We start from the raw sequence: 18,730 nt of genomic DNA on the forward strand, positions 1-18,730 counted from the left end.
CGACGAGGTTGATAGGTTCGAGGTGGAAGTGCAGCAATGCATGCAGCTGACGAATACTAATCGGTCGAGGGCTTAACCAAAAAGCTGACTAAGCAGCTAGCACCTACGTCTAACGTAGCCATGCACATGATTACTTTACGCGAGTTTCGTATCTAGTCTTCAGGGAATAAATCCCTACTGTGGCGATCGTGGCGAAGGGGTTAACGCACTGGTTTGTGGATCCAGCATTCGTGGGTTCAAGTCCCATCGGTCGCCCTTTTCCCTTTCATAATGGGGATTAGCCAAGCGGTAAGGCAACGGACTTTGACTCCGTCATGCCTAGGTTCAAATCCTAGATCCCCAGTTTTCTAATTTCATACGCGGTCGTGGTGGAACGGCAGACACACCATCTTGAGGGGGTGGCGCTCACAAGGCGTGAGGGTTCAAATCCCTCCGACCGCATCCCTATTTTAAGCAAGAACCCTTACTAGTTAAGGGTTTTTTTGCGTTATCACGAATGATACGCAATATACAGACAGGGTCTAGACACATTAATATTTCGCTTCCATCGATAGATTCTCTTATTGTGACCTAAATATGTAGTCTGTTTCACTATTTTTGCTTTTTACATACACCAAAACTTCTTCCTTTGATTATTAATAGAATAGAATTACTTTCTACATGAGGAGGAAGGAGGAATGAAAGTGTGATTCAATACCAAATCCTTAATGAGTATCGTGCTATGAATTATGCCCGAAAGTTAAGAAACTTGTTTATGACAAATGCACAGTTGGTTTGCCAAGAAATTGGCAATGGAAATTTGAATCTCGTCTTTCGTATTACAGACAAAAGTTCAGGAAAAAGCATCGTAATGAAGCAGGCGCTTCCTTATGCGCGTGTGGTTGGGGAATCTTGGCCATTGACCCTTGACCGGGCACGAATTGAGAGTCAGGGATTGATTGCGCAACATTCTATTTGCCCAGGTTTAGTGCCTATTGTCTATCATTATGATAGTACGATGGCATTGACGGTGATGGAAGATTTATCGAGCCACCTAAATATGCGTAAAGGATTGGTTGCCCGAGAACGCTATCCTTATTTTGCACGTCATATTGGAACCTTCCTAGCGAGAACTTTGTATTTGACGTCTGATTTGGCATTGCCCGCTCAAGTGAAAAAGGCAAAAGTGGTTCAATTCTCTAATCCGGAAATGTGCAAGATATCCGAAAATCTTATTTTTACGGATCCCTATTTCGCTTCAGAAACCAATCAATTTAATCCATGGATAGCAGATAAGGTGGTTGAAATATGGGAGAATTACCAACTGAAACTTGAGGTCGCAAAATTAAAGGAAGGTTTCCTCACTCATGCCCAGGCACTCATCCATGGGGACCTTCATACCGGGAGCATCATGGTAACGAAAGAGGATACTAAGGTGATTGATCCGGAATTCGCCTTTTATGGCCCTATTGGTTTTGATATCGGCGCTGTGATAGGTAACCTATTACTTAGCTTTGCCTCCCATGAAGGACACACCATGGACTCGCGGGAGCGAATGGATTATCAAGCTTATCTGCTTACGATGATCGAACAAATATGGACTTACTTTGAAAAAGAGTTTAGGGATTTATGGGGAAAAGAGTCTAAAGAAAGAATGGCGGTAATCCCAGGATACGTAGATCATTACTTACTCCAAATACTTGAAGATACTGCAGGCTATGCGGGTTGTAAAATGATTCGTAGAATCATAGGTCTAGCACATGTATGGGATCTGGAAAGTATAAATGATCCAAGTTTGCGGGCAAAATCTGAAAAGCTAGCGCTTTCGATCGGACAAGAGCTGGTACTAAAAAGACGGCAAATTCAAAGAATCAACGACATTACATCCCGTGTTAGACAGATAGCAGGGTGGGGGGAGTTATAAAAGGGGATTATTATTTGGGAGGTCATGTATATGACTATTAAAAAAAGAAACCATCTCTTTACATCTGAATCGGTGACTGAAGGCCATCCTGATAAGCTATGTGACCAAATTTCTGATGGAATTTTAGATGCTATATACGAGATAGATCCGAATGCACGCGTTGGTTGTGAATGTTGTGTAGGTCGGGGGTTTGTACTTGTAACTGGCGAGATTACGGCAAATGCGTCTATTGATTATCAAAAAGTTGTTCGAAAAACAATTAGTAACATTGGATATACACGAGCTGAGCTCGGTTTCGATGCTAATTCATGTGCAGTCTTAATCGCCATTAATGAACAATCTCCTGATATTGCAATGGGGGTCAATAAAGCTTTAGAAATTCGCGAAGGCAAGCTGAACGATGGAGAGACTGAAGAGACTGGTGCTGGTGATCAAGGATTGATTTTTGGTTTCGCTTGTAATGAAACCGAGGAATTGATGCCATTGCCGATATCTCTGTCCCATAAGCTGGCCTACCATTTGGCTCAAGTACGCAAGAACGGTACGGTACCTTATTTGCGTCCTGATGGGAAAGTGCAGGTTAGCGTAGAATATGAAGGCGATTACCCCATCCGAATCGATACGATCGTCATCTCAGCTCAACATGATCCTGATGTGTCCCTAGAGCAAATTAAAAAAGATATGCATGAGTTTGTGATTTTACCAGTCATTACAACGGATTTGATAGATGAAAATACAAAATATTTTATTAATCCAACAGGCCGTTTCGTGATCGGGGGTCCAGAAGGAGATGCAGGATTAACGGGGCGTAAAATTATTGCCGATACTTATGGCGGTTATGCTCGTCATGGCGGGGGAGCATTTTCGGGTAAAGATCCCACCAAGGTTGACCGTTCGGCTGCTTATGCCGCGCGTTATGTAGCAAAAAACATTGTTGCGGCTGGTCTCGCTCAAAAGTGTGAAATTCAGATTGCTTATGCGATTGGAGTGGCACATCCGGTTAGTATAGCTATCGAAACATTTGGTACGGGAATCATTGACGATGACTCTCTTATTCAATTAGTTCGCAAACACTTTGATCTACGTCCAGCAGGTATTATTAAAATGCTCAATCTACGCCAACCTATCTATCAGAACACGGCAGCATATGGACATTTTGGCCGGACGGATGTTGAATTTCCTTGGGAACAGACAGATAAAGCGGAATTGTTAAAAAAAGAAGCAGCAATTGGGCCAGTAGGGGAATGATCAACAAACATTTATGTATATGACTCAGCACTAAAAGCCTCTTCATTCGCAAGAGGCTTTTTATATTAATCTAAGACAACTATTTCATTAGAACCGCGAACTAATGTTTTTGTATACATTTTCTGGGGTTTTAATATATCAACTAAATAATCGATCGCTATTTTAGGGTCTACTCTCTTTCCGCAGGTGTAACAATCTATTGCTGCAAAATCTTCCTCCGGATATGTGTGAATGGAAAGATGACTTTCAGATAAAAGAACAAGTATTGAACAGCCACTTGGAACGAATTTTTTATGGATGACTGACAGCACTGTAGCACTGCTTTTCTCAGCCGCATTCACCATAATTAGCTGAAGAAAATCAACATTATCTAGAAAACTGGAATCCACCCCCCAAACGTCAACAACCGTATGCCTGCCAAATGTGGAGTATTGCAAATCTATCACCCCTTCAAATTTCAACTTCATAATATTCTATGAATAAAAAAGGAAGAGTGATCTAGTAAAGTGACTAATTGTAGTGAAAGCCACGAACATACGAGAAGAACAAAAAAGAGCACTCTCTAACTTGAGGTTAGGAAGTGCTCTTTTTGTTCTTATTATTTGCTTGATGAGACGGTTTCTATTTCTTTAACGCTTTGATAAATGAGGTTGAATAGCTCTTCGAGGTTACCTTCTTCAATACAGGAGAAAGCAACGCGAAGATCAGTAGATCCGAGGGCGATCGTGCCTACACCATGCTGATTCAGCAAGTGTACACGTAAGGCTTCGGCGTCAACAGTTTTGAGCTTCAAGCACATGAAGTAACCTGAGTTGAAGGGGTAGTAGCCCCATGCATCATCAAACTTTCCGCTGTCCAGAATGGACTTGGTGCGGTTAGCGCGGCCTTTCATGATCTCATATTTCTCTTGCTTCTGTTGACCAAACTCTGGAGAGTTAAGCGCATGAAGCACGAATGTTTGAGACGGGTGAGGACCGCTGGAAATGGTCGCACGGATGATTCCCATTGTTTTCTGCTCCAAGGCGCTGAGAAGTGCTTCACTTTGGCCTGCATACGTAATGAAGCCTACACGGAAGCCCCAGACGTACTCTTCTTTGGTGGCTCCATCGATTTTTACTGCGAGTACACGCGGGTGGATGTCAGCCAATTGACCGAATAAGGACTCGTGCATGGAACCTTCGAAGAAAAGACCGAAGTATGCGTCGTCCGTAAGTACGATGACATTGATGCCTGCTTCAGCAGCATCTTTGATGGCAGCAGTAATCTCTTTCCCCTCTTCGGCCCCAGGTGTATAGCCTGTCGGATTGTTCGGGAAGTTCAAGACAACGATCGCTTTGCCCTTGGATTTTTGAGCAAAAAGAGCTTCACGAAGTCCAGCTGCATTAAATTTCTGCTGCTCGTTGTATAACGGGTAATTCACGATTTGGGCACCGCGGCGGATTTCGAAGGTGAGCTCGTAATTTTCCCAGTTTTTATCTGGAATAATGACTGCGTCACCAACATCTGCGAAAAGGTCAGCGGCAATGCTAAGACCATGGGTCAAGGCATTTGTAACAATCGGGTTCCCAATCAGTTTACTGCCAATCTCGGGATTTTCCTCAAGCATTTTTTTGCGCCACGCTGTACGAAGTTCAGGTTTACCGGCAGGTGGAGCGTATTCATATATATCTTTTGGAGCGTAGGTGGAGAGTGTGTCTTGAATGACCTTCAGATGCATAGGTTGACCATTTTCGATAGCAATACCGATAGTAGCATTGTATTTTTTGGCTTTGGCCTTTGCTTCAGCAGATTGGCTGAGAATGCCTTCTTTCGGGAAGTAAATCGATCTACCTAATGCAGAAAGCATGTCATGCACGTGAGAATTTTCACGTTCCAGGGTCTCGTTTAACTGTCGTGCCAGAGGATTCATAAGAGTGGGTCATTCCTTCCAATGAGCTATTCATTTTTTGCAGTTATTATACCACTTTAACAAGTGTACGTCACTGCGTGAAACAAATATTTTCGGATTGGTTTTGGATATGGAATTATACGCCAACTTTATTTAAAAAACCTTCTAATCGCTGTTTAACTTCAGGCCATTCGGTGTCAAGGATACTAAACATGACAGTGTCCCGTATATAGCCATCGTGAAGTATACGATGTTGACGGAGAATACCTTCTTTTTGGGCGCCTAATCGAGCAATAGCCGTTTGGGAGCGTTCGTTCCGTAGGTCCGTTTTTAATTGGACACGAAGAAGATTTAAGGATTCGAAACAGTGCTTCAACAGTAAATATTTGCATTCAGTATTAACGCGCGTACGCCACACTTGAGAATTGTACCAGGTATGACCGATCTCCAGATTACGATGTTGTGCTGAAATATCGAAGAGACGTGTGCTGCCGACGAAAGAATCGGTATGCTTGTCGAAGACGCTGTAAGGGTTGCCCAATCCTGCCTTTTGTTCTTCTAGTGCTTGGTGAACAAATTTCTCCACATCTGCGAAACTTAGAAGCGGCGTCATATATGCCCATATGTTTGGGTCGGCGGCAGCTGCTGTAAGACCGGTTATATGGGATTCTTCCATAGGCAGTAGAACGACACGTGTTCCTTCTAGAATATTGGTGTGTAGATTCATTGGGAATGTTCTCCTTGTTATTTGGTTATTTGTATATGTGATTTTAGTTAGCATAATTGAAAAGTAGAGTAATAGAAAGACCCAATTTAGTTTTATTTATATGTACCAGTCTTACGATACAAAGGTGGTGATATCTTTGGGGTATCGATCAAATATTTGGATTTTCCACCGGGGTATGAACACCAATCCGTATCAACATTAATAAATTGTAAAAGGCAATGCTTTAAAGGCTTTTAGGAAGGAGACGTTTCATGGCTAGAACGCATGGCTATCGATTAATTTTCAAGAAAATTGCCCGTTCCTACGGGTTTTCTATCAGAAAGACCCGCTCCTACTCCTCACAGTATAAAAAAACTGCCGCATTCCGGGTAACGACGAACAAAGGAACATATATGATTAAACCTTTTATAGGATCGAAAAGCCGTCTAATCCAGCTATCATCCTATGCGGTCAAATTGCACAAAAGAGGCTTTCACGGCATGCCCAAATGGTTAAGATCCCGATCGGGGAAATATTGGGAGCAGGAGGGGGGGAAGTTTTTTTACTTAACCGATTGGATCCAGGGCAGAAAAATGAGCAGGAGCAAGGAGGATCTTGTCAAGTTAGGGAGAATGCTAGCCAGACTGCATTCGGTTTCGCGTAATTTGAAGCTTCCCCGCCAACCCGATTCTGTTACGCTGCGTCATAGGAGAAAATATTACGCATTCCTAAGACGTTTGAAGAATCTTCGGAGAAAGCCTACCAAAGCAGGAACTTGGTTTAGGCATCATGGGGATCTCTGCATTGAATTAAGCCGAGAGGCTATACATTCGCTTGGAACATCAAAAATTCGCTCAACGTTGAGGGAGGAATGCCGTCATCCCTCCCTCGTGCATGGGGATGTTACCGTAGCAAATATCCTGCAATCGAAAAACCGTATTTATTTGATCGACTGGGATTTAATGAAACGAGGCTCTAGTTATTACGATTTGGTCGTAGCACTTACCAATACGGCGGGATTTGAACCTTCAAAAATGGCAGCATTCCTAAAGGGGTATGAAGAGGTGCGTCCGCTTCGCCGTAGAGAGAAAGAGCTGATCAGCTCCCTTTACCGTATCCCCAGAGAGGCCTGGTATGTCTGCCAATATGCTATGAACGGACGTAAATATGGTCCCCTTTTAAATGTTTTAAATAAAACCTGGAATAGTAGGCTAATAGCCATCAAGTGGATCGACACCTGGTCTAGGCAGTAGTGAGGGAGGGGTAACATGCCGTTATGGACTGATTTCAATAAGGATTTCGGCTTACAGGTTAAAAGGAGAAAGAAAATTCGAGACGTCTACCAAGTCTTCACTACAACGGGACGTACTCTTTGTTATAAACCTTATTCAACCGGGGAAGACGAGGTTGCTTTTATAAGAAAGCTTTTTGTACATCTTGACGATAAAGGCTATCGGTATGCCCCTAAACCTGTTGAAGGCCCCGGCCAGAAGCTTTGGTCCTTTCACCGGGGGCAATATTGGCTGCTGACCAATTGGGTGAAGGGGCGGTCACCGAATTTTACCCGGGAATCGGAGCTCATGAAGGGGTTGCGAACCCTGGCAAAGTTTCATCGCGTGGCGGAAGGATTTACTGCTGAAGGAATACCAAACGGCAGAATCCGCTATGACGAATTGTATCAGCGGCCAGGCGATTATCGTTCGGACATTCGCCGTCATGGTGGCAGTCTCGACCGTTTTATCGATTGCTGCTATAAAGCTGAAGCGTTCAGCCAAAAGCCTGCTATTGCTAGTGCTGTAGAGATGGAACGGAACGCCGGGGCTTTCTCCCACGGAGATTACAATTATCCTAACTTAGTATTGGACCGTTCCAATCATCTTCATCTGATTGATCTGGAGAATGCGTCTATGAACGTAAGAATGATAGATTTAGCCCATATTTTATACCGGAACTATCCTTGGAATGGAAGAGGCGTACTGAAGGGAATCGAGGAGTACGACCGGAAACGTCCCCTTTCAGCTGAAGATCGGCATTTGTTATATATGCTTCTCCTGCTCCCCTATCCGCTTGTCCGTGCCATGAGACAATTCGGAAATCAGTACCTTCGTCATATTGAGCTTCCATCATCCAGTAGACTTTCGGGATATAAAAGAACCCTGCGTAAGTTATTATAAGTATTTACTGAAAAACGTCAGCATAAAGCTGACGTTTTTCCTGTTTATATGCATCTGTACCTAGACCTGTACTAATGCCGTTACATATAATTCTCAGGGACATACAATGGGGTATGACTGGAAGAATGCTAATCTTGGAGGTGTATTTTGTGGCGTTACCAAAAAGAGGCAGTGTCGTAGAGAAGAAAACCACTACCCCGCAGCGTATCCTTAATTCCAAAAACCCAGAAGTTTCTGTCATTATACCGCTTATGAATGAAAGGCGGACGATCGCCAGGGTCATCGCCAATGCTAGAAAAGTTCATCCTAAGACAGAGGTTATCGTTGTGGCGAACGGATCACGGGACGGCTCCGACAAAGTGGCTAAACAAATGGGGGCTCGGATGATTACCTATAAGAAGGCTCTGGGCCATGATGTAGGAAGAAGCATAGGGGCAAAAGCAGCCAAAGGAAATGTGCTTTTGTTTCTGGATGGAGATATCATCTTCCCAACCAATGCATTGAAACGACTAGTTCATGCGGTAAAAAACGGCGTGGATGTAGCCTTAAACAAATTTAACGGCACGTTGGCAAGAAAAAATGTCCACAGTGTTGTTCTTTCCAAGTACGCGTTAAACAACATGTTGTCTTTACCTCACCTGAAGGGTGCTTCTTTAACGGCTATTCCCCATGCCCTAAGCCGTAAAGCACTGGAGCAAATCGGAGCGGAGAATTTAACGGTTCCCCCCAAAGCGCAGGCCATCGCAGCTAATAAAGGTTTGGTGCTAAAAGGTGTCCACTATTTTGAAGTAGGCAAAACGAATCCACGAAAACGCCGAGGTCCAAATGACCCGTTGAAAAACTTAATTATTGGGGACCACCTGGAAGCTATTCAACATCTATTGGACAAAACCGATCACCGTGGAGGAATGACCGATCTAGATCGGAATAGAAAGATGGTGAAATAATGATAAGGGCTGTGAAGTCAAAATTAAAATCAAAACGGACCTCCCAATCCACCCGATCTCAAATGAATACCAAAGAGATAAAAAGATGGAAGAGGAAGGCCTATGAGGCGGGATCACGTTATGGCTCCCGCTTCGAGAAGGAAACCGGAGGCTTTGAGCCCGCCAAATCCGCGATGAATCATGAGTGGAACAAATGGGCTTCCCGTCTTCCCCGGGCAATAAGCACAACACTCTATCATTCCGCAGCGCGTAAGTTTTTCAAAGGATTTTATTCGGAAATCGGGGAGAAGTACACACGCTTGGTCCCGCTTCCCACAGATAAGAAGGTCGCTGCCATTATAAGCGTCAAGAACGAGGATGACACGATTTCCAAGGTGCTTGACGAGCTTGAGTGCCTCCCTTTTCACGAGGTCATCGTAGTGGTTAACGGGTCGAATGATAAAAGCTTCGAGCGCATTAGGGAACACCGTGCCGCGCCAATCGTGCTCCACTATGAAGAAGCGCTCGGACACGATGTCGGGAGATCGATAGGAGCCAATGTCTCCCAGTCGGACATTCTTTTGTTTCTTGACGGGGATATTCGCATTTCCTATAAAAAGCTTATCCCTTTTATCCATGCGGTTGATAAGGGAACAGATGTTGCACTCAATGACATAAGCCCTTTTATCCATAAATTAGGCTCCCGTGACGCGGTATCGGTTGTTAAAGAATTCGTTAATCGGGCCATGGGAAGAGCCGACTTAATGGCGAACTCCATGACAGCTATACCTCACGCCCTCTCCAGATCAGCTGTGGAGACCATAGGTTTGGCGAATCTGTCTGTACCGCCTCTCGCTCAGGTGATTGCCATGAAAAAGAAGTTAAAAGTGAAGGCTTCGGCCAGCATAAACGTCCTGAATAGCAATCGAAGATCAGGTCTCAACCACGGGCGGCATAATCCCTTAACCCAATTGATTATCGGCGACCACCTGGAAGCCTTGCATAAAGTCATGTCGCGCCGTGGCAAGAGGCTTAGTTTCAAAGATAATATGCGAAAAAGGCATCTGGCGGGAGGCTAGGTAAATGAACAACATTAAAACAAGCATCATCATTCCTAGCTATAACGGACTGGAGCTGCTTAGAGAATGTGTAGAGGCCATCCGTAGCTATACACACGAAGATTATGAAATTATCGTAGTAGACAACGGCTCCGATGACGGGACTCCTAAATACTGTGTACAGGAAAAAATCCGCTTGATCTCGCTTCCTAAAAACAAAGGGTTTCCAGCAGCGTGTAATCTGGGTCTTAAGATAGCGACTGGAGACGCGCTTCTCTTGCTGAATAACGATATCGTTGTTACCCACAACTGGTTATCCAATATGCTAAACTGCCTTTACAGCAGTAAACGCATCGGTATCGTTGGTCCCTATACAAATTACACAAGCGGCCGGCAGCTGAAGGATTCCGGCTATACGGATTTATCCCAGTTTCACGAAATTGCCGCCACAGCCAATATGCAGAACCCGGAACTGCGGATGCCACTCAACCGATTGGTAGGCTTGTGCTTCCTTTTTAAAAGGGAAGTGATGAACAAGATTGGCTTATTAGATGAACAATTTACACCCGGCCATTACGAGGACGACGATTATTGTTATCGCGCCAGGTTAGCTGGATTTGAGCTTATGCTGGCAGGGGATGTCATCATTCACCATCACGGCAGCAAAAGTTTCAATAAGATGGATAAGGAACAGCTGTCTAAATTGGTCAACAAAAACTACAAAAGATTTCTCGAAAAATGGAAAGTGGATCCGCTGCAGTTTTTATAATCAGCTCCACGTTCCACCTATCAAGGCACTTTCTCAGTCAAGGGGTTTTTCCAAAATGAATGACAAGTCGACAAAAATCGGCGATTTCCCTGGAAATCGCCTTAATAATCCCGCAATAGGCGTTTATGAAACCATATAGCACCCTTGTTTTTGGCGATCTCCTGTGCCCATATTAGTCATGCTAGCGATGACTTCGTGCGCTTCACCTGTCTTACCATATGCAGTTGGTGTATTGGCAGATTGGGCAAATGTCTATGATAAAGACATACGATCATCGCTATATCCCCGACACATAATTATTATGGTTGTGCAAGCTATTAAGGCGGTCTAGTAAGTGAGTAGATCCTGAAGGGTTTATTAAAAGGGAATTGCGTTGCGGCACGGATTTTTCTCACCTCACCAAAGAGGAGATTCGCCGCGGCGTTGCTCTCCTACGACATGTTTATGAAATTGTCACAAAATGACCAATATGATTTTTGGCAAGGTTGACATTGTATGCTATGATCTAATCTGATGGTCAATTAATTATCTACTTAGGAGTGATCCTTATTATGGCGGGGTTAAATGGTGGAGGCACAAGCGTTATTGTGCGTTTGGAAATACATAAAGAATTAGTCACTTTTGGAAAAATCGCTACAGCAATAGGTGAAGCAGGCGGCGATATTGTCGCGATCGACGTAACAAGAGCTAGTAAAACAACAACAACGCGCGATATTACAGTAAAAGTTAGCGACCCTGAACATACGGAATCCATAACCAAAGTGTTGAAGGATATTCCTGGCGTCCGGTTAATTAACGTTTCAGACCAAACGTTTCTCATGCATTTGGGCGGCAAGATCGAAGTGACTCCGAAAATGCCTATTAAAAACCGGGACGACCTATCTCGTGTATATACACCGGGTGTTGCTCGCGTTTGTATGGCTATTCATGAAGACCCTAATAAAGCACACTCATTAACGATAAAACGGAATACGGTTGCTGTTGTATCGGATGGCACAGCGGTCCTAGGATTAGGAAATATCGGTCCGGAAGCGGCGATGCCGGTGATGGAAGGAAAGGCTATGCTGTTCAAGCAGATGGCCGGTGTAGATGCGTTCCCGATTTGTTTGGACACGCAGGATACCGAAGAAATTATTCGTACGGTAAAAGCGATTGCACCAGCATTCGGCGGTATTAATTTAGAAGATATTTCATCTCCTCGTTGTTTTGAAATTGAGGAAAGATTAATCAATGAGCTCGATATTCCTGTTTTCCACGATGATCAACATGGAACGGCAGTAGTTATTCTTGCAGGGCTGCTCAATGCAGTTAAGCTCGTGGGCAAGAATTTGGAAGATTGTAAAGTAGTTATCACGGGCATTGGGGCTGCGGGGATTGCCTGTACGAAGATGCTGTTAGCTGCCGGTGTTACAAATGTTATCGGTGTAGATCGACAAGGCGCAATTGTACGCGGAGAGAGCTATACGAATACGGCTTGGGAATGGTATGCAAACAATACAAATCCGTTTTTACAAAAAGGACCTCTGTCTGATGTGATACCAGGTGCTGATATTTTCATTGGATTATCGGGGCCAGGTGTACTTAAGGCTGATGATGTGAAGAGAATGGGCACGGATCCGATTGTGTTCGCGATGGCAAACCCAACACCGGAAATTACGCCGGAGGAAGCTGAACCTTATGTTCGTGTGATGGCAACAGGTCGTTCGGATTACCCGAATCAAATTAATAATGTTCTTTGTTTCCCAGGGATTTTCCGCGGTGTGCTGGATTGCCGTGCTTCACGCATCACGCAAGAAATGAAGCTGGCCGCAGCCAAAGCCATTGCATCGGTAGTAAATGAAGATGAATTGAACGAATATTACATTATTCCAAGTGTGTTCAACACGGCTGTTGTTGAAAAGGTAAGGGAAGCAGTCATGGAAGCCGCCTATGAATCCGGTGTGGCCCGCCGCCGCAACCAGCGTGAGACACATGATGCACACCACGAATAAGTCGTGATGAATTAGCAGTTCGGTACACCTCAATGAGGTATCCGAACTGTTTTTTTGTTCTGCCAATAGATGATATTTGAGGCAAAGCAGGTAGCTAGCAGTGTGATGCGCAAAACCACACTAGTTGCAGTTTGTGCATCAAAATGATGAGTAAGTGTGCCGGAGGAAAGAGGTGGCTACGACTGGAGGAAGGGGGTCTGCTCCGCTAAGGAAGTGCCTGGTTGCCGCGACTCGCAACTAGAAAGGGCCGAAAAAAACCTTGTTTCAGCAGCTGATGCATTTCAGCTTGCCTAACAAGGTCTTTTTGCTAGTTAGATTCTTCAGTCCATTGTCTTAACTTGCGATCCGAAGGGAGAAGGAAGGTCAGGATACCAAGGAGCGGTAGAAATGCACACATTTCCATAACACGCGTCGTGCCTAAGGTGTCGCAGAGATTGCCAAGGACGACACTCCCGATACCGCCCATTCCGAAGGCTAAGCCTGTAATTAAGCCAGAAACTGTCCCGACTTTCCCAGGGAATAGCATTTGAGCATACACAACGGTAACGGAAAAGCTGGATAATAGGATGATACCGATAATGACAAGTAAAATGTAAGCCCAAGTTATTGACACATGCGGTAACAGCAAAGCAAAAGGCGCTGAACCAAGCATGGAAAAGAAAATGAGATTACGCTTACCGAAGCGGTCAGCAAGTGGACCGCCAAAAAATGTTCCAACCGCTCCAGCCGCTAGGAATAAGAAGATAAAGTCTTGTGCGCGGTCGATTGACATGCCGTATGTATCCTGCAAGAAAAAGGCGAAGTAGCCGCTCATGGCTGCTCCATACCAAGAACGGACGAATACAAGAAAAACAAGTAGGCAAATCGCAAACGTGACTTGCTTGCGCCGCTGTGGGTTGACGGTGCGTTGTACGATTGTCTTAGCTTTAACCGGTGTGGCAAGCAGCACGGATTTATACCAGCGAGCGATATATAATTGCACGGCGATAGCTACAGCTGCTACACCTGTGAACCATATGGAACCGAATAATCCAAGTGGAATGAAAATCCATTTGGTCATCATGGGGGCCAAAGATTGACCGGCGTTACCGCCAACTTGGAAAATGGACTGAGCCAGTCCTTTGCGACCTCCCGCGGCCATGTGTGAGACACGAGACCCTTCCGGGTGGAAGGCGGCTGAACCAAGTCCTACAAAGCAAACAGACAATAACACGACCCAATACGAATGTGCGAATGCGAGCAGCAGCATACCCGTTAGGGTGGAGGCCATGCCAATCGGCAGCATATAGGGTGAAGGTTTGCGATCTGTGTATAAGCCGACAACTGGCTGCATGATGGAAGCCGTGAAGTTAATGGCGAACTGCACCCAACCAATCTGTGCATAGCTAAGTCCCATCTCGCTTTTTAGAATGGGAAAGATAGCAGGAATGACAGATTGAATCGAATCGTTGAGTAAATGGACAAGACCAATTGCGAATAAAATACGATATACGGTAGGTTTGACGTCTCCGGTACCATGTAAGCTCTTGGAGCTTTGTTCGGGAGATGATGCTGTAATGGACGCCATGGTTCTCTCCTCTCCAATCACATATTCCCTTTATTTTTCTAGGAAACGGCCGAGGTCTTCTCCCATTTTAACTTTAGAACCGAGCTGCAGATCTGGGCGAGGCTCAAACATATCATCTTCAAAAAGGAGAACGACCGTTGAACCAAACTCGAAGTAGGCTAGTTCTTGACCTCGCTCAAGCGTTTTGGGAAGAGGCTTCACATATTGAATAGAACTTACGTTAAGGGCCCCAACCTTTACCACAGCAACTTCACCGGCATTGTGCTGGATAAATGTGATTAACCGTTCGTTACGACTTAGTACTCTCTTCATATGACGAAGGCCAAACTCATTCACAGGATATACTTTCCCAAGGACATGCTCGCTCTCAAGCACATCACCTGAAATCGGCGAATGAATGCGGTGGTAGTCGGTAGGACTTAGGTACAGAACAAAATAAAAGCCATTCTTATAGTTGACCGTACGAGGGGAACGATTAAGCAGCTCTTCGATGGTGTAGTCTTGACCTTTGACATTCACAATCAAGCCTTTTTTAATGTCGCCGATACCCGTAATCATGGCATCAACAGGACTCACAACGCGAGTTAGGTCTTCGTGAATAGGGCGTAACCCTGGCTTTAATCTGCGTGTGAAGAAATCATTCAAAGATTTATAATCCTGTAAATGCTTCTCAGCATCTTCGATGCGTATTCCGTAGGTTTGGGCAAAGCGAGGAATGAAGATCCGGCTTGCTTTGGATCTGGCAAAAGCACCTGTCACTTGGGACACCCATTTGCGTGAAGACAGCTCCGTTAGCAATCGAAAAAATGGTTTAGACATAGATTGAAAAACTCCTGTTCATTCGTGTTTAGGAGAGACTTTGATCGATCACGGATCAATGCTTCCTTCGTGCGGAGAGACTTTGATCAAGATCAAAGATCCCTATATATTGTTCTTCGCTAATCTTGCCACAGAAAGGTAAAAGAATCAATTGTCGAATGAGGAAGGAATGCAAGGTAAGTGCAAGAAAAAAACAGCCTAATGGCTGTTTGAGGTGGAATATGCTAGCTTTGCTTATAATCCCCGCAGGTATAGCAGGTAGCGAGGTTAACGGAGATGGGAACCGAGGAGCCGGCGAACTTGATACATTGGACAGGGGTTCGAGATGAATGATCAGAAATACTCGTACAGGACTTGCAGCTTGCGATTAGCTCAAAGGAAGCATCTAAGGGCAGCGAATACTGTAAGACGATATTCTTTTTCATTAATAGACCTCTTTTCCTTGTGATGGATACGAGCCGGATCCTAGCAGGAGAAGCCTTCATGTAAACGCTTTACTATCACTATCAATCATATCACAAAATGGATTAATATGCCTTTGGTATTTCCGGAAAGGAAACCGTCAATGCTGTTGATGAGGTGAAATAACAACATGCCCATAATAATCGTGGTACTTAGTATTCTGATTCCGATTTGCATGTTAATCAGTGCTTGGCTGTTCACAATGTGCCGAATTGTATATCATGTGCTGGCAGTGGGGTGTGCCTATGTGTTTGGTATCATCAGCGTGCTCGCTATATATGAGATTTTAAGAGATGAGACGGTATTTATGACGAATATTCACGGCATTTTTCAAAATGAGCTATTCCTGTTAAGCGGAGCTTACTTGGGGTGTTATGGGATTTACACGTTACTGAGATGGACGCTGAAAGAGCTTAGAAGTGAATAATCGGTCATGCAACAATTTCAGGTTGAGGATCGTTAAGAAGATTAGGTTCAAAAGGGAAGGTAGATGAAGATGAAACGAGATTTACCATTATTGATCAGGGGTGCTTGGTTCGCAGCTGCGTTCTCACTGCTCTTAACAGGCTGTTCGTCGTCTCACCCGGGACCGGGAGTCAGTCCATCTTCCTCAGCACCCGCCGCGACACCGCCGAGAGTGGAAACTACACCAACACCGACTCCAATACCAACACCAGTCGCAACAAGCGATGCTGTGGCGATGACGCTGGAAGAAAAGATAGGACAAATGATTATAGCGGGAATCGATGAGTACAGTATGAATGTACATGCACGTGCACTGATTGAAACTTATCACGTTGGCGGGATTATATTATACAAGCCTAATGTGAAAAATACGACTCAGTTGGTAGATCTAGTTAATGAATTGAAACTGACGAATGCCGTGAATAAGCTTCCGCTTTGGTTGGGTGTAGATGAAGAAGGCGGCAGAGTGACAAGGTTGCCGGATGAGATTACGAAAACACCGACCAGCAAAGACATCGGTAAGACGGGCCGTCCTGCGCTGGCATATAATATCGGCCAACTTCTTGGAAAAGAACTAAATGCTTATGGCTTAAATATGGATTTCGCACCCGATTTGGATGTCAATAGTAACCCTAATAATCCGGTCATTGGCGATCGTTCCTTCGGATCTAACGCTTCTATCGTGAGCAGCTTTGGTGTTCAAATGATGAATGGACTGCAGAAACAGCAGGTTGTCCCTGTTGTAAAGCATTTTCCAGGGCATGGTGATACTTCGGTAGATTCGCATGTGGGACTGCCGATCGTCCAAAATGACCTCGCACGCTTACGTAAGCTTGAGCTGGTTCCGTTCGCAGAAGCTTTCAAGCATCAGGCTGATGCGGTCATGGTCGCTCATATTCTGCTGCCTAAAGTGGATGCTCAGAATCCTGCTTCGATGTCGAAAAAGATTATGACAGATCTTTTGCGCAAGGAAATGGGGTTTGAGGGACTCATCATGACCGATGATATGACGATGGGGGCCATCATCAAGAACTATGATCAGGGTGAGGCCGCCGTAAAGTCTGTTCTTGCGGGGGCAAATGTCATTATGGTCGGACATGAGTATGAGAGGGTCGTAACGGTCATAGAGGCACTGCGAAAAGCCGTTCAATCCGGGCGAATACCGATGGAAACAATCAACCAAAGTGTTCGTCAAGTCACGAAGGTGAAACAAAAATACCAACTAAATGATCGTCCGATTAAAGTCCCTGATACGAAGAAACTGAACGCTGAGGTTCAAAGCGTATTAGGAACAAATGCAAACAAATAACACCGTTCCTGCGGATTTATTCGCAGCACGGTGTTTTTTTTTTTGCGCGTAGATAAGAAAGTATAAGTTTTATTACACTTCGCGTCATCAGTCTTGATACAAACGCGCTCGTCCCAGAAGGACGACGGAGTCGTTTATCCTTGGTTTATAGTGGGGGGATGCCGCCATCTAACAAGAATTTGGCATAGGCGATAGGGTTAAAATAAGTAGCTTTCCATATCTCCTGCATGTTGGCATTAAGGAAGCTGTAGCGTTGATCTTTTCCATTACATTCAATAAATAATGGAAATCCGTAGCATGTGATCCCTACATCAAGCCCGATATCAGCTAAGTAGGGCAGTTCTGTACTGAGATGCCGGGCTATACGCAGGGAGAAGTCGGTAATTTGGTGTAATACGTCTTCTTGATTAAGGTGAGGGTATTCGGTGGTTAGAATATGGGGTAAAGTTTGCAATTCTCCACCCTGCGCTACGTTGGTGAGAAAGAGTTCGCGTGACGCGACTTTCGCAACCATACCTGTTATCCCCCATTCTCCTGATGCCCCGCGTTGAACAGATATGCGAAGATCGAAGGGGCGGCCATCAAATGTAGCCAGGGGCAGACGCTGCTGAATCATGTAGGTTTTGCTTTGGATTTTGCGACGTAAGGTCAAGGGAAGGTAATGACGGAAGCTTACTGTCCGCCAGATTCGGTTGCTGATCTTCATGCTTGCCGGGTAAATGAGCGTCCAGCTCCTGACACGGCGATCCATTTTCATCACACCACGTCCGATGCTAGAATTGGTTGGTTTAATAATGAGAGAGTCGTAGGTTGACATCATGATTTTCATATTTTTCAAGGTAGCTGGATAAGTCCCTGGCAGATGGGGGCGAATACTATCATTTTTCATCAAAAGATCGTGAATTCGAAGTTTGCTATAGCGATTCCATCTGTTAAACAAGATGACGCCTCGTTTGGTCCATTCCTCCAGTTTCTGATAAGAAGCATGGTCCAAATAAATCGCTCGATTGTGGATAACCTTGGGAAGATCCAACCATTTTAGCTCAAAGCAACGACCTTCTTGTACATAAGCGTGTACTTTCATCTTATCGATTTGGACATCCTGGAGGCGGAAATAACAAGGAGTTACACCGTAATGCTTGCCAGCTTCATCATAATATGGAATAGCTTCATACTGCGTGTTCCCTAGGGGAATGCCTGCGTATAAGGAATCGTTGACTAAAATACCCACATAGGGATTTGCCATCTACTTCACTCCTTCTTCTTCAGAGGGCTTTTATGAAATGGAGACTCTCCTTAGTTTATGGAAAAGCAGGGGTGCTTGTTTGTACGGATGCTTATACTTTCCAAGAGGAAATAGAACAAATGCCCAAGCTTCGCCTTTTAATCCGCATATGTATAGAGAGTAGTTGGTGAATTCGACCATTTATCTAGGTTAGCGCACA

The 18,730-nt window shown here is 44.6% G+C and carries 16 protein-coding genes, 3 tRNA genes and 1 rRNA gene; 14 read left to right on the forward strand and 6 right to left on the reverse strand.

The window, feature by feature from the left end:
• From ASG85_RS12520 to metK, 6 genes are all read left to right on the forward strand, one after another.
• Positions 1 to 80, forward strand: a 23S ribosomal RNA gene (locus ASG85_RS12520); the annotation flags it as partial.
• A gap of 102 nt (positions 81 to 182) precedes the next feature.
• Positions 183 to 255: transfer RNA gene (locus tag ASG85_RS12525), tRNA-His, on the forward strand.
• A 16-nt stretch (positions 256 to 271) separates the two neighbouring features.
• Positions 272 to 343 (forward strand) — tRNA-Gln (locus tag ASG85_RS12530).
• 16 nt (positions 344 to 359) lie between these two features.
• Positions 360 to 441 (forward strand) — tRNA-Leu (locus tag ASG85_RS12535).
• Positions 442 to 685: 244 nt separating this feature from the next.
• Positions 686 to 1,903, forward strand: a complete 1,218-nt coding sequence (gene mtnK / locus ASG85_RS12540) for an S-methyl-5-thioribose kinase (protein ID WP_321166584.1) — start codon at positions 686 to 688, stop codon at positions 1,901 to 1,903.
• Between the two features lie 30 nt (positions 1,904 to 1,933).
• A complete protein-coding gene (metK, locus tag ASG85_RS12545) occupies positions 1,934 to 3,151 on the forward strand; it encodes a methionine adenosyltransferase (RefSeq protein ID WP_060646421.1) in 1,218 nt (405 codons plus the stop codon).
• Positions 3,152 to 3,216: 65 nt separating this feature from the next.
• Here metK and speD read toward each other — a convergent pair whose 3' ends face one another.
• From speD to ASG85_RS12560, 3 genes are all read right to left on the reverse strand, one after another.
• Complete coding sequence (gene speD / locus ASG85_RS12550; RefSeq protein WP_060646422.1) at positions 3,217 to 3,588, reverse strand: adenosylmethionine decarboxylase; 372 nt, start codon at positions 3,586 to 3,588, stop codon at positions 3,217 to 3,219.
• A 161-nt stretch (positions 3,589 to 3,749) separates the two neighbouring features.
• Positions 3,750 to 5,060 (reverse strand): aminotransferase class I/II-fold pyridoxal phosphate-dependent enzyme, encoded by a 1,311-nt coding sequence (locus tag ASG85_RS12555; protein WP_060646423.1) that lies wholly within the window; start codon positions 5,058 to 5,060, stop codon positions 3,750 to 3,752.
• A 115-nt stretch (positions 5,061 to 5,175) separates the two neighbouring features.
• Positions 5,176 to 5,766: a GNAT family N-acetyltransferase gene (locus ASG85_RS12560; protein ID WP_060646424.1), complete on the reverse strand. Its 591-nt coding sequence runs from the start codon at positions 5,764 to 5,766 to the stop codon at positions 5,176 to 5,178.
• Between the two features lie 251 nt (positions 5,767 to 6,017).
• Between ASG85_RS12560 and ASG85_RS12565 the strand changes: the two genes are divergently transcribed.
• From ASG85_RS12565 to ASG85_RS12590, 6 genes are all read left to right on the forward strand, one after another.
• Positions 6,018 to 6,998 (forward strand): phosphotransferase, encoded by a 981-nt coding sequence (locus tag ASG85_RS12565; protein WP_057306249.1) that lies wholly within the window; start codon positions 6,018 to 6,020, stop codon positions 6,996 to 6,998.
• A 15-nt stretch (positions 6,999 to 7,013) separates the two neighbouring features.
• A complete protein-coding gene (locus tag ASG85_RS12570; protein ID WP_060646425.1) occupies positions 7,014 to 7,919 on the forward strand; it encodes an aminoglycoside phosphotransferase family protein in 906 nt (301 codons plus the stop codon).
• A gap of 149 nt (positions 7,920 to 8,068) precedes the next feature.
• The gene (locus tag ASG85_RS12575) at positions 8,069 to 8,866 is read left to right on the forward strand and encodes a glycosyltransferase family 2 protein (protein ID WP_235550117.1); all 798 of its coding nucleotides are present in this window, start codon (positions 8,069 to 8,071) and stop codon (positions 8,864 to 8,866) included.
• Positions 8,867 to 8,877: 11 nt separating this feature from the next.
• Positions 8,878 to 9,924 (forward strand): glycosyltransferase family 2 protein, encoded by a 1,047-nt coding sequence (locus tag ASG85_RS12580; protein ID WP_235549396.1) that lies wholly within the window; start codon positions 8,878 to 8,880, stop codon positions 9,922 to 9,924.
• Between the two features lie 4 nt (positions 9,925 to 9,928).
• Positions 9,929 to 10,672: a glycosyltransferase family 2 protein gene (locus tag ASG85_RS12585; protein WP_060646426.1), complete on the forward strand. Its 744-nt coding sequence runs from the start codon at positions 9,929 to 9,931 to the stop codon at positions 10,670 to 10,672.
• 551 nt (positions 10,673 to 11,223) lie between these two features.
• A complete protein-coding gene (locus ASG85_RS12590) occupies positions 11,224 to 12,663 on the forward strand; it encodes an NAD-dependent malic enzyme (protein WP_060646427.1) in 1,440 nt (479 codons plus the stop codon).
• Positions 12,664 to 12,970: 307 nt separating this feature from the next.
• Here ASG85_RS12590 and ASG85_RS12595 read toward each other — a convergent pair whose 3' ends face one another.
• Together ASG85_RS12595 and asd are read right to left on the reverse strand one after the other, a co-directional pair.
• Positions 12,971 to 14,230: an MFS transporter gene (locus tag ASG85_RS12595; protein ID WP_057306245.1), complete on the reverse strand. Its 1,260-nt coding sequence runs from the start codon at positions 14,228 to 14,230 to the stop codon at positions 12,971 to 12,973.
• Positions 14,231 to 14,260: 30 nt separating this feature from the next.
• Positions 14,261 to 15,049 (reverse strand): archaetidylserine decarboxylase, encoded by a 789-nt coding sequence (asd, locus tag ASG85_RS12600; protein ID WP_057306244.1) that lies wholly within the window; start codon positions 15,047 to 15,049, stop codon positions 14,261 to 14,263.
• Between the two features lie 592 nt (positions 15,050 to 15,641).
• On the opposite strand from asd, the gene ASG85_RS12605 reads away from it, so the two are divergent.
• Positions 15,642 to 15,938, forward strand: a complete 297-nt coding sequence (locus ASG85_RS12605) for a hypothetical protein (RefSeq protein ID WP_057306243.1) — start codon at positions 15,642 to 15,644, stop codon at positions 15,936 to 15,938.
• A 69-nt stretch (positions 15,939 to 16,007) separates the two neighbouring features.
• On the forward strand, positions 16,008 to 17,285 hold the full coding sequence (gene nagZ / locus ASG85_RS12610; protein ID WP_057306242.1) for a beta-N-acetylhexosaminidase: 1,278 nt from the start codon (positions 16,008 to 16,010) through the stop codon (positions 17,283 to 17,285).
• A 145-nt stretch (positions 17,286 to 17,430) separates the two neighbouring features.
• Here the strand turns inward: nagZ and ASG85_RS12615 are convergent, their stop codons facing one another.
• Positions 17,431 to 18,531 carry a YheC/YheD family protein gene (locus ASG85_RS12615; RefSeq protein WP_057306241.1) on the reverse strand — a complete coding sequence of 367 codons (1,101 nt, stop codon included), beginning with the start codon at positions 18,529 to 18,531 and terminating at the stop codon, positions 17,431 to 17,433.
• Positions 18,532 to 18,730: the final 199 nt, after the last annotated feature.

Source organism: Paenibacillus sp. Soil724D2 (assembly GCF_001427935.1).
GTDB lineage: Bacteria > Bacillota > Bacilli > Paenibacillales > NBRC-103111 > Paenibacillus_E.